The sequence below is a fragment of the Kamptonema formosum PCC 6407 genome (genome assembly GCF_000332155.1).
In the GTDB taxonomy this organism is placed as follows: Bacteria; Cyanobacteriota; Cyanobacteriia; order Cyanobacteriales; family Microcoleaceae; genus Kamptonema; species Kamptonema formosum.
Window position 1 is genome coordinate 60,662 of the sequence record NZ_KB235904.1, and the last position, 19,315, is coordinate 79,976.

A 19,315-nucleotide genomic window follows, 5' to 3' on the forward strand; every position below is an offset into this window, starting at 1 on the left:
GCTTTCAGCGGTTAGGGGCTAGGGGCTAGGGGCTAGGGGCTAGGGAAGAAGAGGAAGAAGGGGAAGAAGGGGAAAACAGAGGCTACGATGCTCCGATGCTCCGATACTCAGGGAAGAAGAGGATCAACAAATCGGTCGCTGTCCCGGTTTCACTGCATGAATATACTCGCTACCTGAGATCGGCCATCCTCTTTTATAATAAGCTTCCTCTGGCTTGCCCCATCCCAACTGCAAGAGCATTTCTAAGAAATCTAACTTCTCCCACTTCCAGATAGCGGCCCATTCAGTCCGCTGCACGATCGCGTCTACATCCTCCGCCCCAATTTCCCGATAGTCCTTGCCACTGTTAATACTTAAATACAAGTCCATTTCAACTGTTACTCGCTGCCAGAATTCCAGTATCGAAGCTTTAGCCTGTTTTAATACCTTTAAATCAATAGGCAAAGCAATTAATTGATCGTCTACGGCGGGATAACACAGAGTATCGCCGTGAAGTGTTATTTCCCGCCAGACAATCCCAGAAACTTGATGTTCCTCCTGGTACCGATGAACAGCAGCTTTAAAATCTTGATAAGCAGTAAACTTTTGAACGCCATCAGATTTCAGAAAGCGGTCAATCACAGGGTTGCCTGTCGAAGGTGTCGCTGCCAGCTTGAGACGCTGCCCCTGTAAGCACGCTTGGCGCTCTGCCTCTAAAATTTTAATCAGTTCTGCCGTGCTGTAGACTTTGGACATCAGAAGCCCCTTATTTTTGCCAAACAGCCCTTCTGATTTTAGATTTTAGCCCAGATTTGGCACTCTCAACTGTCACAAGGATAGAAAAGCTAGAAACAGAGTCAAATTTTGAGTATAAATACTCTTTACCTTCGGGCTTTTACCTTCTCCTGTAAGTCTTTTCTACTTGAGGTGTTCGACGGTCAGAAAACCTTGAGGCGATCGCTAAAAAAGGCGTAGCGATCGACGTTACTCAGTCCCACCGACAATTTCACATTTTGTTAAATTTGTCAATACGTAAACCCTATTTCTTTCCCAATCCCCACTCACAATTTCGATAAAAAACTGGACGTGGTGAGATGGTACTCTCTAAAGAAATACTGTGTGTAAAAGTGGGAGTAATAAACAAATGAAAAAATTAGGTCGCCTGTTGGCAGTATTCACCTTGTTGGTAAGTTGCTGGGGATGGCTGGGACATCAGAATGTTCTGGCCGCAGATTTGAGCAATTTGGTCTTGCCTTCATCATCTTCCTTGGCCGCTGTCACACCGAGAACTAATCGGGCCGACGATAAGCTGGCCACAGAATATGGCAAAAAACTTGATTTGAACAACAGCGGTGTGCGAGATTTCCGGCAATATCCAGGGATGTTTCCGACTCTGGCGGCATTAATTATTAAGAATGCTCCTTACGAAAATGTTAAGGATGTGCTCGATATTTCAGGTCTAACTCAAGCTCAGAAAGACTTGCTGCAAGCTAACCTGGAGAACTTCACCGTTACTGATGTCGAATCAGTTTTCATTGAGGGTGACAACAGATTGAACAACGGACTTTACGACTAGACAAGTCATTAGTCCTATGTCTGGGAGCTGATGTCTGTCTTAAGTTCCCAAGGGGCGGGTTTATGAGATATTCGATCGGTATCGAAAAATCTCATAAACCCGCCCCGCCTATATAATTCCGATGCAACCGGATTTGATATGACGCATTCATTGCTGGAATGTCTAGTTTTTGCGGCACAAAGGTTACATCTGAAGGAAGAAGGAAGAAGAGGGAATGAGCAAGAAGGAACGAGGAATGAGGAGTATGGGGAACTAGGCGATAATATTTCAAACTTTACAATTGAAATTTTAGACAATTAGCCTCACCAAAGAGGTATGATAGAAGAGTTCCGAAAAGAATTACCTATATTGATGTGGCATAGTGCTGGGATTTGTCAGGTACAAAAGGCTTTGGATGATGCGATCGCTCAAGTTGAAATTCGGCGCGAACAATTGGCTACCCTTCCCCTTAGCTAAACTATACTGAATTTACAGTCGGGCAAAACTCTTAATTTTTCTCTACCCAACCCATATAACTGCGACTTACAAACTTGGGCAGAAAATTACAACTTACTCGCTCTCGGCGACTTAATTCTCATGAAGTGCTGCCTTCGGATTGAAAGTAGAGGCGGTCAGTATCATTTCAATTTATCCCCTCTCAGACCCAGACTGGTGCAGCCACACCAAGCGTGCGACTAGATAGTTGGAGCAAATTCCCTGGTATCAGAAATCCGTAAACTCCAAAACCTACAGAAAAAACTACAAGATTAGCGTGTCCCAGTGCCATCACTTTTTGGATTCCCATTTGGATCGGGTTCGTAGTTTGCAACGTTCAAAAAAACCGACAGCTCAGAATTTACTGCTGTGGCTCTGTTTGAGGTCTGTTTGCTAATTTCTGTACACGCGATCGCCATCCCTGGTGTACTTAGATGTACCCCAAGCGCCAATATTGCCATTGTTGTAAGCCTAAACCAAGTACCCATATTACCCAAAGCCCCATAAAAGTCACCACATTAAATACATTCCCCAATAACTTAATTATATCCGCCATGTCCGTATATTCACTGACATCCTTAATATTTTTAAAATTTTGTTTGAGTAGATTCTCAGATAGCTATTCAACTCAACGCTGATTTAGTCACTCCGAGTTATTAACAGAATTTTAGCTGATATAGTATTAAAAGATTCTTAAGACTTTCATAAATTTGACTTATCGTTGTTAGGGAACTACAACCTAAGCAGAAACTTATAGATTTCTGATTGACAGACTTGACATTTACTAAAAACTAAGCTATGTCATTTCTTGATTCTAGCAGAAGTTACGCCAAATAGTGTAAACCCCCCTAAAAAATTAGGGGGGAAATCTGTATTCAAAAATACATTATTTGATTGACACTCCCCTCTAAAAGAAGGTAGGTTGGCGACGCAGTTAAATTTTGTCAGGCTTAAATTTTGTCAAGCATAACCGAACTCAGTTATTATTCAGAGGCTAAAACTCCCCTGGATTGTCAAAAACAGTTAACAGTTAACAGTTAACAGTTAACGCTTAAGATTTTTCTGGCAAACTCGCTTCCAACTTCAGACAATTGCGACCATCGATCTGCAAGCAGTAATCCACCCGATCCATGAGCCTACTCATAATCAACCAGCCATAGCCGCTTTCCTGTTTAGCTTCCGGCTGCGGTGGGAGATAGGTATCCATTTCATAACCTTTACCGTAATCCCAAATTTCCAAAGCAATATCGCGGTCTTGTAATTCCAACCGCACCAACACAGGTAAATTGGGTTGGTCTCTGTGAGCGTGGCGGATGACGTTTGAGTAGGCTTCTGCCAGTACCAAACGCAAGCGATTCGATTGGCGGGGCCAATCGATATGCTCTCCTAGCTCAACTTCCAAACTACTCAGCAACCAGTGTTCGACAATAGTCAAAAATCTCAAGTCGCTCGGCACGTGAAGCTCAGTTTTCATAAAACCTTACGGGAGTATAGAAAAAAATTACCTACTTTTCCCTTAGCCACTGACTGCCAGAGAGGTTAAAAACTAGGGAGGCATTCTTAACATCTAGTGGGCTACCACACCCAGGCAGTTCAGTTTAAGTGGCTAGACACTGGTTTAGTCTTGAATTAAGAAGTTGGTTTTTCTTCCTCTTTCAAGCCGGGGAATTCTGTTCGGAAGTTAGCGACCGCTTCACAGAACCTCCAAAGAGAGTATGGTTTGGTCGTCTTCCTGAACTGGGTTATCAGCTCGGATGCGAGCAAGTAGATTGTCCAAGCTTAAGGAGCCTTGCTCCTCAACCAGGAGCTTCCACAGACCTTCTTGTTGGAGCATAGAACGGGTTTGTTCGCCACTACCCTCAGCCTGATTAGTAACAGTAGCTTCAGTAATGCCGTCGCTAGTCAGCAGAAATACATCCCCTGACTTCAGCTCGACAGTACCTGCTTTTCCTTTCCAGACTGGCAGTATCCCCAAGGGGATGCCGCGAGCTTTGAGGAAATTTGGTTCTACAGTCCCGACACCGGTGGCTGCTTGAGCCACCATCTCCGGGTGAGACCAGACGAGAGGATAGATATGTCCGGCATTAGCATAAGCCAAATGTCCCGTTGACGGCGTATAACGAGCCACCACCATTGTAATAAAGTGGTTGTTGCCAATCAGGTCATCTGACATACTGCTGTTGATGTTCTCCATCACATGATAGGGATCTGGGGAAGTTTCTTGAGAGAGCTCTCGTCGCATGACAGAAATCGCGCTCACCATAAACAAAGCTGCCGGGACACCCTTACCGGAAACGTCGCCGACGGCGATCCAAATATCCCCCTGCGAATGGACGTAGACCTCAAAAAAATCTCCTCCAACTTCGCGAGCGGGAAAACAACAAGCTTGGACTTTGACAGTTTCAAAGTCCGGCCAACTTTGGCGAAGCAGGTTAGTTTGGATTTGGCGAGCTACTTCTAACTCATTACGCATCTGCTGAGCTAAGTCGAGAGTGCGTTGGTAGAGTTTGGCTTGAGAAAGAGCGAGGGCTGCTTGCTCCGCCACGCCTTCGATCAATTGGATGTCTTCCGCTGACCAAGGATTAGTAGAACCTTCTTGACAGAGGGCGAGGGCTGCGAGCATTTCCTGCTGGTAGGTCAGCGGTACTACCACCTGAACGCTGCGATCGCTTTCACTGCTTGGGTGTAGTTGAGTTTTGCGGCTCTCTACCACTTGGCGGAGCAGGTCTTCACTGAGGTTAAAACTGTTGTTTGTGGCTGTTTCCGCTTGGTAAGAGAAAGAGGAACCTAATAGAGTCCCGCCGTCTACGGGCCGAAGTATACAGTAAGCTGCTTCAAAAGTCTGCCCCACAGTTTGGACAATAGTTTGGAGCATACTGGAGTAGTCTAGCGAACCTCGAATAGCGCTCATCACCTCATTAAATAGGGATTCTCGCCGCAGGGATCTGCGGAGTGCTAGGCTGCGTTGCTTATAGTATTTGTAAGTTTCCGAGGCTTGATTGATAACGGATTTCAGTTCTTCAGGATTCCAGGGTTTGGTGATGTATTTGAAAACCTGGCCGGCGTTAATCGCTTCCACCAAGTCTTCTACATCGGTGTACCCTGTCAGGAGAATCCGAATCGTATCGGGAAAGCGCTCGACAGTTTTGCCCAAAAACTCAGTACCGTTCATTTCTGGCATCCGCTGGTCAGAAATGATCACTGCCATTTCGCCCTGCTCGTCAAGAACTTGTAGAGCGTTGAGGGCACTATCTGCTTTGTAAACTTGAAAGTCGCGTCGAAACGTCCGGTACAGCAAATCTAGGTTGTCAGGCTCGTCATCGACTACCATCAGTTTGAGCTTGCTCCTATCTCCCTGACTCATGGAATTCTCTACCCTCAGACGAATTTATCAGGTTTAATTGGCTAAGATACATCCAAATAATACGTTGCCTGTTGGCTTAAGCCCCGTTTATACAAGATCGGGGTTGGTTACTAGATTAATCGTTCTGCCAGTCTGAGCTTAGCAGAGCGAGCACGGGGATTTTTAGCTACTTCTTCAGTTGCTGGTTGGATCGGCTTTTTTGTCAATACTCGCAACAGGGACGAACCTTTGAGTTCGTGCTTTGCTAGCCGATCTTCTAAACTGTGAAAGCTGATAATTCCCATTCTCCCGCCAGGCTTTAACCACTGGGGCGCTTGCTTGAGGAAAGTTTCTACGGCGGTAAGTTCGGAGTTGACGGCGATCCTCAAGGCTTGAAAGGTGCGAGTGGCTGGATGTATGCGACCGTAGCGGTATTTGGGTGGTACACAGCGGGCGATCGCTTCTGCCAGTTCTGTTGTTGTTTGGAATGGGCGATCGCCTACGATCCGCCGGGCTATCCGCCGCGATAACCTCTCCTCTCCGTAGGTATAAAATATATCTGCAAGTTTAACTTCTTCCCAGTGATTTACGATCTCTGCTGCTGTCAGTGATTGTTGCTGGTTCATACGCATATCCAAATTAGCGTGATGGCGAAAGCTAAAGCCGCGTCCTGGAGCATCCAGTTGAGCGGAACTTACACCCAAGTCTGCTATTATACCGTCAAATGTTGACTCTTTGGCTGGATAGCTGGCAAAATTTCCGTGCCAAAATTGGATGCGGGCGGAATTTGGGGCTAAAAATTCGGCAAGTTGCTGTTTACAAAAGGCGATCGCGTCTAGGTCTTGGTCGATCGCAACTATAGTAACATCGGGTGCCGCAGCCAAAATTAAACGGGTATGGCCACCGCCGCCCACTGTGGCATCTAAATAGTGTCCTCCCGCACGCACAGCCAGACCCTCAATTAACTGCGGGCCCAGAACGGGGATGTGATAAACGCCGCTCTCAACTTTTGATGCTACGACCTCCTTCTCAGACAACTCAATCTCCTTCATAATGCTAGACAGGCGAAACAAAAATCAACAACAGTTAACAGTTAACAGTTAACAGTTAACAGTTAACAGTCAACAATTACTAATTATGACAAGAATTGAAACCAGAACCGAACCGATGGTACTCAACATGGGGCCGCACCATCCCTCCATGCACGGGGTACTAAGGTTAATTGTCACCCTGGACGGGGAAGATGTAGTTGACTGTGAGCCAGTTATGGGCTACCTGCATCGGGGAATGGAAAAAATTGCCGAAAGTCGCACTAATGTGATGTACGTCCCCTACGTCAGCCGTTGGGACTATGCAGCAGGTATGTTTAATGAGGCCGTGACTGTCAACGCGCCGGAAAAATTGGCTGATATTAAGGTGCCCAAACGCGCTAGCTACATCCGGGTAATCATGCTGGAGTTGAACCGGATTGCCAATCATCTATTGTGGTTAGGGCCATTTTTGGCAGATGTGGGGGCGCAAACGCCTTTTTTCTATACTATGCGCGATCGCGAACCCATTTTAGACCTATGGGAAGCAGCTACGGGTTATCGCATGGTTAACAACAACTATTTCCGCATTGGCGGCGTGGCGGCAGATTTGCCCTACGGTTGGGTAGACAAGTGCGAAGACTTCTGCGATTACTTCTGGCCGAAGGTGGATGAATACGAACGCCTGATTACTAACAATCCCATCTTTCGCCGCAGAATAGAAGGACTCGGCACGATTTCGCGTGCTGAAGCGATTAACTGGGGACTTTCCGGCCCCATGTTGCGGGCTTCTGGCGTGAAGTGGGACTTGCGAAAGGTTGACCACTATGAATGTTATGACGATTTTGACTGGGAGGTGCAGTGGGAGAGTGCGGGAGATTGTCTAGCGCGGTATTTGGTGCGAATTCGCGAGATGCGCGAGTCGGTGAAAATTATTCGCCAAGCGCTAAAAGGACTTCCCGGCGGCCCCTATGAGAATTTGGAAGCAAAGCGACTGGAGGGAGGGCCAAAATCTGAGTGGAATGCTTTCGACTACCAGTTTATTGGTAAGAAAGTTGCTCCCACTTTTAAGATTCCTAAAGGCGAACACTATGTCCGCGTTGAAAGCGGCAAAGGTGAGCTAGGAATTTACATTATTGGCGATGATAATGTTTTTCCTTGGCGCTGGAAGATTCGCGCTGCGGATTTCAATAATTTGCAGGTATTGCCCCACATCCTTCGCGGTGTGAAGGTGGCCGATGTTGTGGCAATTTTGGGCAGCATCGACGTAATCATGGGGTCGGTTGACAGGTAATAAATTGTAAGATTTGGGATTGAGCTAGGAGGATACAATTAATGTAGCAATCCAAAGCAATCCCAAATTGGTAATGGGTAATGGGTAAGTCGTATATTAAGTCAGGGTTAGGAAGATCTACGCGATCGGCAATCTCTCAATATTATTTTCAGGTTTAATCTGATTAAAATATTTCCTTAATTTAAAGAGGCGATTATAATTGATACCCTGTTATATAATCAATTATAAATTACTCTTAATCCGTATCAGTTTAAAAATCAAGGGGAAACTTTAATCAGATTTACTAGCAATTAACTAGGAGGTAGATAGAATGGAAGCCCATGAATTATTAAGTTTATATACCAGAGGAGAGAGAGACTTTAGGGCAACTGACTTAACAGCAGCTAATTTGATCGGAGCTAAGATTCCTCACTCAAACTTATCAGGCTCTAATTTGAAAGAGGCATCTTTAGCGAGAGCTTATTTAGAACGCTGTTTTCTCCTAGAAGCTAACTTAAATGGAGCTTTTTTATACGGTGCAAATTTGAGCTTTGCTAAACTAAAAGGAAGTCACCTTTTAGGGGCTGATTTAACAAAAGCCGATCTTAGAGGCGCTCAACTGGCTAAAGTCGATCTAACTGGCGCTCAACTAAGCGGTGCTATCCTCAGTTGGGTGAGCCTTTTTCAGGCAAATTTACCGGGAGTAAATTTGTGCGGTGCTAATTTGAGCGGTATCAATTTGCGATCGGCCAATTTAGCTGGTGCTAACTTAAATTGGGCTAATCTAACTGGTGCTAGATTGAGCGGTGCTAACCTGAAAGGCGCTCTTTTAAATGGCGTGAAGTTGAATAAAGCTTTTTTAAATGGGCTGAATTTGGCAGGAATAGACTTCAGTGGATTGGAACTGGAAGATGTTAAGTTAAGCGGAGCACAATTATCAGGCGCTAACTTAAGCGGAACTGTTTTAAGTGGGGCGCGAATGCGTTTTACTAAACTAGAGCAGGCAAATCTTAAACAAGCTGATTTACATGATACCGATCTCAGAGGCGGGAATTTAATTCAAGCTAACTTGATGAAAACCAACTTAACTGAAGCTGATTTGAGGGAGGCAGATTTGAGTCATACAAATCTCAATTTAGCAAATCTCAAGGGTGCTGATTTGAGTGGTGCTAATTTGCAAGGAGCATATCTCTGGGCGACGAATTTGGATGGCGCTTGCTTGAAGGGTGCGGATCTCCGAGGCGCTAGCTTGCGAAATGCGATTATTAGCGGTGCTGATTTGCGAGATGCGATCCTAACTGGTGCAACGATGCCTGATGGTAAAATTTGCTGCTAAATAAGGGGTGATAGTTAGTGGTTAGTAGCAGAATGCCTAACAAGCAGCTACTAATCGCTAACTAAATGATACAGTTTAGATGCGAGAAAGCTAACGACATTTAAATCAGACCCTTGCTTAAACTTCTCTGTGAGGTAACGATGCTAGAAACACTCACTAAACTAGAAACTATCTGCATCGAACTACCAACAGCGATCGCCCTGTACGTCACCCCCGAACAGTTCGAGGCGATCGCTCTAGCGAATCGGGATTTGAGACTAGAACGTACAGCAGCGGGAGAATTAATCGTGAATCCCCCCACAGGAGGCGAATCAGGTCAGAGGAATTTTAGCATGACTGGACAACTCGCTCGCTGGTACGAAGAACACGAAGATTTAGGGGAAGCCTTTGACTCCTCCACTGGTTTTCGGCTCCCGAATGGAGCTGACCGTTCCCCCGATGTCTCCTGGGTGAGGCGGGAGCGTTGGGAAGCGCTTACCCCTCGACAGCGCAAAGGCTTTGTACCGCTATGCCCAGATTTTGTTGTCGAGTTGCGTTCGGAATCAGATAGCCTGCGATCGCTTCAAACTAAGATGCAGGAATACATCGATAATGGGGCAAGATTGGGATGGTTGATTGACCCGAAAAATCGACGGGTAGAAATTTACCGATCGGGGTCAGAGGTGGAAGTATTAGAAAATCCCTCGGAGTTGTCGGGTGAGGACGTGCTGCCTGGTTTTGTTCTAAATCTAATGCGAGTGTGGCGTTAAAGATGGCTTATAGTTGGGAAATTTATTATTTTTAGCTATCATTTAGCCATTACTTAGCTTTTACAGGACTTACGCATCGGGCCCTAGAAACTGGGTTTTTGAGAGAATCTGTGGGTAACAACGAAGTTTTTTCGTAAAAAAACCCGGTTTCTTTGATTGGGTGCGTAAGTCCTATTTTAATTTTTCTTACCATTCCTGCAAGGCGATCGCGATTCCTTGTTTTAAATTTTGTCTGAGATTGTTTTGCTTTGCCAAGTTTTCTAATTGCTGGTAAGCTTGTTGAGGCGCTAGTTGTTTGAGCGCAGCTATGCAGTGAAGTCTGATGCTGCTATCTGCATCTGCTAACATTTCAATCAAAGGTTCTATTGCCTCCATATTTCCTAGTTGTCCTAATCCTAAAGCTATAGATTGTTTAATGTCTTCTATAACTGCGGGTTCTCCCACTTTCAGGAAATCGATCAGAATCTCTGCGGCTTTAGCTTTTAAATTGGGCGTTTCGACTCGCCCCAAAATGGTAACAATTTCTTTTGTTAAGGCAGAAGGAAGAGGGAAGAAGGAAGAAGAATGAGAATTTATTTCTTTTGTTGGGTGGAGATTTACTTCTTTCTCTTGTAACTTATCTTCCTCAATTAAAGCTTTTTGTAAATACTCTAAGCCAGTTTTTGTCTCCATCCAGCCTAAAGCGCGGATGGCTTCAATTTGTAAAGAAACTGGGGTTGTTGGAGATTGTAATAGCTCAAATAAGGTAGTTGCAGCCGTATCTGTTTTGATGCGTCCTAGTGCGATCGCGGCCGCTGAACAAACTTCTAACCGGATATCTTTAAGTAACGGTTTGAGCAAGTTGACTAAATCGAATTCGCCGTCTAAGTAGGAACGCAAGCCTAAAGCGATCGCGGCTTCTTTTCTAACTGCTGTGGCTGGATCTTTTAGAGCTTCTACCAGTACCGGCGGAATACGGGAATCGTGAAAGCTGGACAGACCTTCAATTGCAGCAACACGCACCGAGGCAAGCCGATCGCCTGCTACACTCAGCAAAGGCTCAATAGTCTCAGGCTGCCGAATTTGAGCGAGTGCGGATGTAGCAAACTGTCGGGAATCTTCCAGGGCCAAGAGATTTGTCAAAGATGCGATCGCGCTGGGGCCTAAACTAGCGAGGGTATCTGCGGCTATCGTACTTAATTCTTCGGTTTCAGAGGTTTTAAGAAGCTCTACTAGGGCCGCGATCGCTTCTGGCCGGTCGAAATTGCCCAAAATCCGGACTGCGAACCAGCGTTGTTCTAAGTCTGCATCTTCATCCTCGACAATGGCAATCAAAGGCGCGATCGCGATCGTTCCCAGATTAGGTACTACCTTCGCAATTTCCCACCGATCTTGAAACTCTCCCCATGCTAAAACATCTAAAGCCAGAGTCAACAATTGCTGTACATCAGACGCAGAAGTTTCTAGTTTCTGATTGCCATTCCCCAATTGCTGCAAATATTGAGCTAGTAGCGACCAATTTCCCTGCTGAGCTGCTGCTTGTGCTTGCTCTAAAACATCAGACATGATTTTAAGGGGCGTTTTCTTGAGGAGCTTAAATTAAGTTCAACTTATTTTAGTATATTTATGGCAATTCTCCTACTGTGGTAAAATGTAAACTAAGTATGAATTTAGATAGAGGTTAGTTGGCAATGTCTCTGAATATTGAATTGTTGGAAGAAAGTTTTAATCGTATTAAACCAAACGCCCCAGAATTTGCCACCAGTTTCTACGATAATCTTTTTGCAGACTATCCTCACGTTAAACCCCTATTTGCTAATGCTAACATGGCAGAGCAAAAAAAGAAACTAATAGCTTCTTTAGTTCTGGTGATTCAAAATCTCCGTAAACCTGATGCCCTCACAGGTGCTCTTAAAGGCATGGGTGCTAGGCACGTCCAGTATGGCACTCTCCCAGAGCATTATCCCCTCGTTGGAGCCTCGATCCTGAAAACATTTGAATCTTACTTAGGCCCTGATTGGACACCAGAAGTGAAGCAGGCGTGGGTTGATGCGTATGGGGCGATCGCTAACCTCATGCTCGAAGGTGCAGACTATCCCGAAGCAGTCCTGAAATTGCCTAACTGAAACCGAGCTGGTTCTTGGCAGCAAAACAAGCGAGTTTTGTATTAGGCTATTGCCTAAGCCCTAATTCGTAACTTATATGAAAAAAGCCCTGCTTTTAGTCAATCAACACGCCAGAAGCGGACAAAAGCTCTTGTCTCAAGCAACTAGGGAATTGCAAGCGTTAGGCTTTGAGCTGATCCAAGAATCCACAGATAGCCCCCACCACATCCCCGACGCAATCCGGCGCTACAAAAATCAAGTTGATTTAGTAATAGTTGGCGGCGGTGACGGTACCTTAAACGCAGCTATAGAAGGTTTAATTAACACTGACTTGCCATTAGGAATTTTGCCTCTGGGAACTGCTAACGACTTAGCTCGTACTCTAGGGATTCCTACCTCTTTGCCCGAAGCTTGCCAAGTAATAGCAGCAGGTCAAATTCGTCGAATCGACTTGGGTTGGGTGAATGGAAAATACTTCTTTAACGTCGCAAGTTTGGGGCTGAGCGTACAAATTACGCAACGCCTAACTAAGGAAGTAAAGCGGCGTTGGGGAATTTTAGCTTATGCCGCAACTGCCTTACAAGTAATTTGGCAATCGCGGCCTTTTCGAGCCGAAATTCGCGTCAACAACCAATCAATTCGAGTAAAAACAATTCAAATTGCCATAGGAAACGGTCGCTATTACGGCGGTGGAATGACAGTTGCCGAGGATGCGACAATTGATGACCAGCGGCTAGATTTATACAGTTTGGAAACTAAACATTGGTGGCAAATTGTCGCCTTGCTACCAGCAATGAGGCAAGGCAATCATGCTCTTTGGCCTGGAGTTCGGGCTTTGCACGGTCAAGAAATTGAGGTGCGTACTTCTAAATCTCGTCGCATCAATACAGATGGCGAAATCACAACTCACACCCCTGCTATATTTCGCGTTATCCCCAAAGCTCTGGCAGTTTTTGCTCCTTGAATAAACGTTAACAGTTAACAATTACCAAGGACTACCAATCATCATAAAAGCTGACCAATAATAAGGATGAGTTAAATTGGGATTTTCTGCACCTATTAGTTCTCGTGGTAAAGCGATGCTACCCCTAGAAGCCTTAACAGAGGTAGAAACACGACTCAAAATTCCTGAGTCAATCCGTATGTCACCTTCGAGCATTGCTATCTGTGCCTGCCTTAAGGCTTCTGCTTTAATTGGTGCTATTTTTAACTGATGATAAAACTCACTCATTAAAGCTAAAGTTCCTCGATCTGATACATACCATAAACTCGCTAGCGCTGACTTTACACCTGCTTGAAATGCCAAACCTGCAAAACCTAGTTCGATTTCTTCATCTCCCAATGCAGTCCGACAAGAACTGAGTACCAGTAACTCTACAGGAGGATTATTCCACCCTAACTGCCGCAATTGATCCAAATGTAATTTTGTATCCCATAATTGAATATATGAATTGCCAGCAGCACCAGGATTAAATTCTCCATGAGTTGCTAAATGAATAATTTGATAAGGCTGTTTATTGCGCTGAAGTTTAAGATTTTCTAGAGTAAATTCTTGATTGAGAAAAGATTTACCAGGCCATAAGTTACCTACAATTGTAGATAATTCTATAGGGACAGCCGGTAGAGGACTCAGGTCTTTAAATTCTGAGGCTCCCATTGCCAGTACAGAGGCATTTTTTAGGGATTGATAACGAGTATCAGTTAAGCTCAGGCTGGGGATGAGGCTGAAACTGTACTTTTGAATTAAAAACTGTTTGCCGTCATGTAAAGCTGCTAGCGGAAGAGAGCGCAAGCCTCCATCCATTGAAAATAATATGGTGTTGATGCCATCAGCCTCTAATGCTGCTTCTAAGGGTAAAATTAGCCATTGATAGAGTTGTTGAGCAGATTCTAAATAGCTCTTAGTATTGACTTTTCTGGGGTTAGTAATTTCTGAGCGAAATTCTCTGGCTACCGCTAACAATTTCTGGCGGTTAGCTTCTGGTATAGTTTTACGAATAGGTGTCCCTTTGGGCGTAAATAATACTAGCTCTAATTGTTCTGGAAAAGCAGTTACATAAACAATTGCAGAACGATTCCCGGTTTGAGCGGTAATTTTTCCCAAGGTGTCTCGGATAGTTTGCGGCGTGACTTTGCTGTTAAGAAGATTATCGCCAAATCGATCGGAAAATTCTAGTTCTCGGCTTAACACAATCGGCATTTCCGTTGGAATAGCATTAACCATCGCCGCACCATTATTACTAGGATTTAGTCTCATCATTTCTCCGGTTTTAGGTGGAGAACGGAAATCTAGACGGTGTATAGGGAAGTCACTATTAGGAGGTGTTAGGATTTGTCTACCAGGTGTTCCGCTTGGCAACATTCTGATGTCAATATTGCTGGGATTCAATGGCAGAAATGGCATCGCACTTAAGCTTGAGAAATTATCGGGAATAGAGGGAAAGAACTGTGCTTGAGACGTAGGCATTCCACCACCAGTAATTATCGGTAATGTTGCACTTGATAATAATATTGGAAGCGGCGGAGAGACTGAAGAGTTAATATTATTGTTAAATATATTATTATCAAATATTGGAACTGTAACCGCTGCTTTCAAGTTAGTTTCTATTACGGAATTATCGTTGATTGAGGGGATTTCAATCTCTGATAATAAGGGAAAATCGCTATTGATTTGGCTCAAGTTGTTAGGTGGGAGTAGTACCACTTGCCCCCGATTATTAACAATCACATTCTCGGCGTTTTCTTGACTGCCACCTGTGAGCAATTTGGGCAAGTTAGCGGGGGTGAGAAAATTGCGATTAGATGATAGGGGAGACTTTTCTGTAAATGGCACTTCCAAATTTAATAGATGTCTGGGTTGGCTAATACGGACAACATTTTCGCCTGGTACACTAGCAACGGTAATGTTGCCATTGGGAGCTTGCAATTGTCCATTATTAATCGGGAAGCGGCTCAAAAGAGTTAAATTTTGCCCCGATTCTACTGCCAAAATACCATTGTTAATAATAAAACTAGAGGATGTTGCCGGAAATGAAAAAATATTTGGTGTTCCTATTAAGGAAGAGTAATCATTAGGGCCGCCGGCATTAAACCAGCCCGTATTAAAGCCGATACCAGCAGCCGTTGTAGCTGTAAAATCTGCTGGTACGTTCAAGCGGGCATTAGCACCAAAGATAATCCCAGAAGGGTTCATTAAAAATAGATTAGAATTGCCACCTGTAACCGAAATCAAGCCGTTAATTAAAGAGGGATTACCACCAACAACGCGACCGAGTATATTCTGAATGGATGGATTAGTCAGAAAGTTAGCTATCTGGTTTTCATTTAAGCCAAATTGCTGAAAACTGTGGAAAAGATTAGCCCCATCTCCAGATAATTTACCGCCGCTGATATCGAGGCGATTTCCGTTAGGACTAACAATGGTTCCGGTGCCGTCGTTAGCAGGTACTATAGGTTGACCTAGTGCAATTTTAGAGAATAATAATGATTCTAAAGTTGGCAAAAATAAACCACAAAACCAGAATAATACTATTAGTCTATATTTGGTTTTAACTGTGCTTAATAATCCTTTAACTGCTAGCATTTGAGCGGGTTTCCTGGGTAGTAATTTCTTGGGTTGCATAAATATTTTATTTTTCAATTCTGGGGCAATCTTCGCGCAAATTACTTACAACAACATTCTGATTTTCAGTGAGATGTTGATCGCTGATTTTACCCTTAAGCAAGTAAGTGATCATTTCCCCTTTACCTTTGATTTCAATTAAACCCCGCTGCTCTAGCCAGTATTTATCTCGCAAATAGTGGTAAGTTGCTTCTGTGATTTGAATCCCTCCTACAATGCCATGAGATTCCATGCGACTAGCTATATTTACAGTATCGCCCCACAGATCGTAAATAAATTTTTTTGTGCCAATTACGCCAGCCACTACCGAACCCGTATTGATGCCGATTCTGATACTAAATGCGTCGTTGTGCTTTTCATTAAAACGGATGATTGCTTGCTGCATATCCAAAGCCATATTTGCAATCGCTTCTGCATGATCTTTTCGGGGATTAGGAAGTCCACCAACTACCATGTAAGCGTCACCAATTGTTTTGATTTTCTCCAAACCGTGCTGCATTGCTAAGAAATCAAAAGACGAAAATATTTCATTGAGTAATTTGACTAATTCTGTTGCTGAAATTCGAGAAGAAAGCTTGGTAAAACCAGCGATGTCTGCAAACAAAACTGTTACGTTTTCAAAAGTGTCGGCAATAGTCCCTGGTTCCCGTTTCAGGCGATCTGCGATTGCTTTTGGCAAGACATTGAGCAGCAACCGTTCAGACTTTTCCTGTTCAATTTCCAATTGTTCTAAGGCAGACTGAAACGCATTTCTAATCGCTAAAGCTAGTGCGACTGTTGCTACCGCAGATGCTCCTAGTAGTACTGCTGCGCCTATACTTGTCAGATTAATTTGATACCGCGCTCGTTCCACTTCTTCTGTCGCCACAATTAGTAATTTATCGGAAACTGCGGTAGTTTGCTCATCAAAAGTATCGCTAATTTTACGAATGTCGCGATCGAGAGCAGCTAGTTCTTTAGATTCCAATTCATAACTGCCGAGATAGCGTTGTGCCTGCTCTTTTTGGGAAATATCTAATTTTGGGGAGCGACGAATTGCCTCACGTAGGGTGATAACTGCCTCAAAGAGCGATCGCCTTTCCAGTTCCGATCGTTTGAGTAAATATTCCTTTTCTAAAGCCTGCATTCGGTTATACAAAGCAATTAATTCTGGTTCGCTAGCTAGTTGAAGAGTATCGCGCAATAATTCAGACTTGCGATCGGCCCTTGCCAGTACGCCTGTCTGATCTTCACCTAACATCCCTACTAATCCCACTGTCTCTCTAAAATTGTCGCTGTAATGCCTCACTTTTTCCTCATATTCCACCAATTCTGGATTAGTGCGGCGGAACCCCTCACTCGCATCTTCACTGGTAAGTAATTTTTGCAATTCGTCGCGAATTTGTAGAACTTTTAGTATCTGTTCATCGTGGGGTTCTGCGTAATCTTGCCGCGCTTTTTCAAAACCAATTATTGACCACTGGCGAAAGAATTCTGTTTCTTTTCGGCGTGCTTGTGCTAAATTTTTGTTCATCTCAAACACTAACCGCTGAATTTTAATACTTGTCACCATAGCCGATTCGGTTTTATTGCGGACAATGCTGAGAGAAAAAAGCCCAGTTAGAGCTACTGTGCCAATTAACAACAATTGAGCGCTAGAAGCTAACCTAAACTTGCGAGTTATACTGCGTTTGCTCCAGGTTTTAGTGAGCTTTTCCCTAATATTTGTTAAATTAGTCAATTTGAGTTCCTCCCAGCGCTAACTGCTTTGTGCTATGACACCGAGTGCTGGAGTTCGCACCCAAAATTGTCGGCTGCGATCGCTTGGCAGGTTAATGCCGAGCTTGTCTCTCCAGTAGCGGAGGCATTTATTTTCCATCAATAGCGCTGTCGGGATTGCCTGAGTGAGGCAACAGTGGAGCCTTTTCATTCTATGCACCCTGTTTTTGAGTCTCCCAACGGAGGTTGAGAAAGGCTGAACTCTATGATAACACTAGAGCCTGCCCTCTGAGGGGATAATATCCCTGATGGTCACGCCAATGAGGGGGGACAGGCATGAGGAGAATGGGAGAGCGGAGGTGGTGAGCGATCGGTTATTAGTTTTTTAATAATAGTTTTAAGTAAAAAATCCACAGCAAAATCATCAGTTTTTACACTGTTTTTTATGTGCGCGTGTGCAAATTTATTTACTCTTCAGTCGATAATTTATAATCAATTCCTGCACCGTATTGCCATGATTCAATCCATCGATGATAGTAGTACTGTTGAAATGGCGATAATGTTTTAATACCAGGTTCTAATTTATGCCCCAAGGAATATAATCCTGTGTAAACTCCCAAGTTTATATAATGAATCGTCCAATCTAACAAGTTTCCTATCCCTACTTGAGGAATGACTTTAATTACTACTCCCGGATGAGCGATCGCAGTTTTAAATAGAGTCTTCGATAAAGCACTAAATTGAACTATATCTTGAAGAAATGGTTTGAGGACAGGTTCTCCTAACTCTTCCATAACCTGAAATACCCCTGCCAACAATTGATTAATCTGATTTGGGTCAATATTCTGGTTGATAACAGCACTCATGGAGCGTTGAAATAGCCAAGTTACTGATAGATTTGGCTGATAAGGTTGCAGTATAGCTAGAGCATTTTGGCTGAGCAGATCGATTTCTAAGGCTTCCTGAATGCCTTGGGTTAAGCGTTTGAGGTGGCGAACCATTGCCCCAAAACCACCGAAGCTGAGAGGAGATTGGCTACCACTGCTATCTCCAATGGGGAGGATGCGATCCCAGGGCATTTTTAGAGGGCTTTGACGATAGCATGGAAAAAATCCGTAGAGCGCTCTTTGGAAGTTTAGCTGGTTAATTTCGACGTTTTGATATGTCGGTAATAAGCTCAAGTATTCTTCAAATAATGTTTCTAAACTAAATCGCTCTGGATGAGCATCTACGTAGGTAAATAAGTAGGTTGTGCGGCCATCTCGTGCCGGGAATGCCTCCCAAAAATATTGGCATTGGTTTTGCATAGGTGTGAAAGATGCAAATAAGTCGCCTGTATCATTTTTGGGAAATCCTTGAGCGCAACTACCAACAACTAAGCAGACAGCATCGGGTTTTTGTCCTTGTCGCGCTTGTTGGACTATGGGAGAAAAATGCCCCATTGCATCTAATAACAATCTAGTTTTAAATATATTAGGGGGGGCTGATTGCGAGCTTAAATTATCTGTACTTTCCACCAGTTTTTCTGCTGAACTTACCCCGACAGATACTGCAATGCCATCGGGATGAATTATTGCTGCCTCAAAAGGAGTATTTTCAAATAGTTGACCGCCTGCTTGGATAAATTTTATTTTCAGGGTTTCCAAGAGGTAAACTGGGTCTATGCCGATGTTAAGAACGCCTTGTACGAAGATATCAGGAGTATTGGGAAAACTGATACGAGCAGGATTGTATTCGGTTGCGATCGCATTTTCTAATTCTTCAGGTGACAATAAATTTAGTTCTATAAATACGTCTAATTCTTGGCGAGAAATGTTCCATTCTTGCTCTCGCCCCCGTAGAGTGCCGCGTTCGAGTAAGGCAATACGCCAACCACGCATAGCTAAGGCCGTGCCTATTAAGATTCCCAAGGTACCACCGCTGATAACGACATCATAATCGATGGTTCCGAGGGATGAGGAATTGTGTGTTACAACTTGAGGAATGGGTGTGATTTCTTGTCTGAGTTTTTGCCAGATTAGATCGGTTTTTCGTAAGTTATTGAGAGCATTTCCTGGGAGTTGGGAGAGGATTTCTTCAGTTAAGGTCATGAGAGTTAAATTATATTGTACTTATAAAATAGGTAGCTTATTATTTCTTAGTCCGCCCTTCAC

Annotated in this window: 19 protein-coding genes; 8 read left to right on the forward strand and 11 right to left on the reverse strand. The window is 44.0% G+C overall.

What is annotated here, in order from left to right; all coding sequences use genetic code 11:
• Positions 1-123: 123 nt before the first annotated feature.
• Positions 124-735 (reverse strand): hypothetical protein, encoded by a 612-nt coding sequence (locus OSCIL6407_RS0117260; RefSeq protein WP_007355913.1) that lies wholly within the window; start codon positions 733-735, stop codon positions 124-126.
• A gap of 388 nt (positions 736-1,123) precedes the next feature.
• Here OSCIL6407_RS0117260 and psbU point away from each other — a divergent pair, with 388 nt between their 5' ends.
• From psbU to OSCIL6407_RS36275, 3 genes are all read left to right on the forward strand, one after another.
• Positions 1,124-1,555, forward strand: coding sequence for a photosystem II complex extrinsic protein PsbU (gene psbU / locus OSCIL6407_RS0117265; RefSeq protein WP_007355912.1), 432 nt, complete (start codon positions 1,124-1,126; stop codon positions 1,553-1,555).
• Positions 1,556-1,693: 138 nt separating this feature from the next.
• The gene (locus OSCIL6407_RS36270; RefSeq protein WP_007355911.1) at positions 1,694-1,855 is read left to right on the forward strand and encodes a hypothetical protein; all 162 of its coding nucleotides are present in this window, start codon (positions 1,694-1,696) and stop codon (positions 1,853-1,855) included.
• 15 nt (positions 1,856-1,870) lie between these two features.
• Positions 1,871-2,011 carry a hypothetical protein gene (locus OSCIL6407_RS36275; RefSeq protein ID WP_007355910.1) on the forward strand — a complete coding sequence of 47 codons (141 nt, stop codon included), beginning with the start codon at positions 1,871-1,873 and terminating at the stop codon, positions 2,009-2,011.
• Positions 2,012-2,192: 181 nt separating this feature from the next.
• On the opposite strand, the gene OSCIL6407_RS36280 is transcribed toward OSCIL6407_RS36275, so the two are convergent.
• The 5 genes from OSCIL6407_RS36280 to rsmH all read right to left on the reverse strand — a co-directional run bounded on the left by OSCIL6407_RS36280 (position 2,193) and on the right by rsmH (position 6,424).
• Entirely contained in the window at positions 2,193-2,339 is a 147-nt protein-coding gene (locus OSCIL6407_RS36280) for a hypothetical protein (protein WP_007355909.1), read from the reverse strand.
• 120 nt (positions 2,340-2,459) lie between these two features.
• Positions 2,460-2,585 carry a hypothetical protein gene (locus OSCIL6407_RS37845; RefSeq protein WP_007355908.1) on the reverse strand — a complete coding sequence of 42 codons (126 nt, stop codon included), beginning with the start codon at positions 2,583-2,585 and terminating at the stop codon, positions 2,460-2,462.
• A gap of 495 nt (positions 2,586-3,080) precedes the next feature.
• On the reverse strand, positions 3,081-3,503 hold the full coding sequence (locus OSCIL6407_RS0117285) for an ATP-binding protein (RefSeq protein WP_019487489.1): 423 nt from the start codon (positions 3,501-3,503) through the stop codon (positions 3,081-3,083).
• A gap of 219 nt (positions 3,504-3,722) precedes the next feature.
• Entirely contained in the window at positions 3,723-5,393 is a 1,671-nt protein-coding gene (locus OSCIL6407_RS0117290; RefSeq protein ID WP_019487490.1) for a SpoIIE family protein phosphatase, read from the reverse strand.
• A gap of 110 nt (positions 5,394-5,503) precedes the next feature.
• Positions 5,504-6,424 (reverse strand): 16S rRNA (cytosine(1402)-N(4))-methyltransferase RsmH, encoded by a 921-nt coding sequence (gene rsmH, locus OSCIL6407_RS0117295; protein WP_007353996.1) that lies wholly within the window; start codon positions 6,422-6,424, stop codon positions 5,504-5,506.
• A gap of 85 nt (positions 6,425-6,509) precedes the next feature.
• Between rsmH and OSCIL6407_RS0117300 the strand changes: the two genes are divergently transcribed.
• From OSCIL6407_RS0117300 to OSCIL6407_RS0117310, 3 genes are all read left to right on the forward strand, one after another.
• Positions 6,510-7,694 (forward strand): NAD(P)H-quinone oxidoreductase subunit H, encoded by a 1,185-nt coding sequence (locus OSCIL6407_RS0117300; protein ID WP_007353995.1) that lies wholly within the window; start codon positions 6,510-6,512, stop codon positions 7,692-7,694.
• Positions 7,695-8,004: 310 nt separating this feature from the next.
• Positions 8,005-9,009, forward strand: a complete 1,005-nt coding sequence (locus OSCIL6407_RS0117305) for a pentapeptide repeat-containing protein (protein ID WP_007353994.1) — start codon at positions 8,005-8,007, stop codon at positions 9,007-9,009.
• A 140-nt stretch (positions 9,010-9,149) separates the two neighbouring features.
• Complete coding sequence (locus tag OSCIL6407_RS0117310) at positions 9,150-9,758, forward strand: Uma2 family endonuclease (RefSeq protein WP_007353993.1); 609 nt, start codon at positions 9,150-9,152, stop codon at positions 9,756-9,758.
• A gap of 186 nt (positions 9,759-9,944) precedes the next feature.
• On the opposite strand, the gene OSCIL6407_RS0117315 is transcribed toward OSCIL6407_RS0117310, so the two are convergent.
• Positions 9,945-11,303: a HEAT repeat domain-containing protein gene (locus OSCIL6407_RS0117315; protein ID WP_007353992.1), complete on the reverse strand. Its 1,359-nt coding sequence runs from the start codon at positions 11,301-11,303 to the stop codon at positions 9,945-9,947.
• Positions 11,304-11,428: 125 nt separating this feature from the next.
• Between OSCIL6407_RS0117315 and OSCIL6407_RS0117320 the strand changes: the two genes are divergently transcribed.
• Complete coding sequence (locus OSCIL6407_RS0117320; protein WP_007353991.1) at positions 11,429-11,863, forward strand: globin family protein; 435 nt, start codon at positions 11,429-11,431, stop codon at positions 11,861-11,863.
• Positions 11,864-11,939: 76 nt separating this feature from the next.
• Entirely contained in the window at positions 11,940-12,806 is an 867-nt protein-coding gene (locus OSCIL6407_RS0117325) for a lipid kinase (RefSeq protein ID WP_007353990.1), read from the forward strand.
• Positions 12,807-12,827: 21 nt separating this feature from the next.
• On the opposite strand, the gene OSCIL6407_RS37155 is transcribed toward OSCIL6407_RS0117325, so the two are convergent.
• From OSCIL6407_RS37155 to OSCIL6407_RS0117340, 4 genes are all read right to left on the reverse strand, one after another.
• Positions 12,828-15,464: a CHAT domain-containing protein gene (locus OSCIL6407_RS37155; RefSeq protein WP_007353989.1), complete on the reverse strand. Its 2,637-nt coding sequence runs from the start codon at positions 15,462-15,464 to the stop codon at positions 12,828-12,830.
• Between the two features lie 7 nt (positions 15,465-15,471).
• Positions 15,472-17,184, reverse strand: coding sequence for an adenylate/guanylate cyclase domain-containing protein (locus OSCIL6407_RS0117335; protein WP_007353988.1), 1,713 nt, complete (start codon positions 17,182-17,184; stop codon positions 15,472-15,474).
• An 18-nt stretch (positions 17,185-17,202) separates the two neighbouring features.
• Positions 17,203-17,373, reverse strand: coding sequence for a hypothetical protein (locus tag OSCIL6407_RS35445; RefSeq protein ID WP_155523405.1), 171 nt, complete (start codon positions 17,371-17,373; stop codon positions 17,203-17,205).
• Between the two features lie 256 nt (positions 17,374-17,629).
• Positions 17,630-19,252, reverse strand: a complete 1,623-nt coding sequence (locus OSCIL6407_RS0117340; protein ID WP_007353987.1) for a hypothetical protein — start codon at positions 19,250-19,252, stop codon at positions 17,630-17,632.
• Positions 19,253-19,315: the final 63 nt, after the last annotated feature.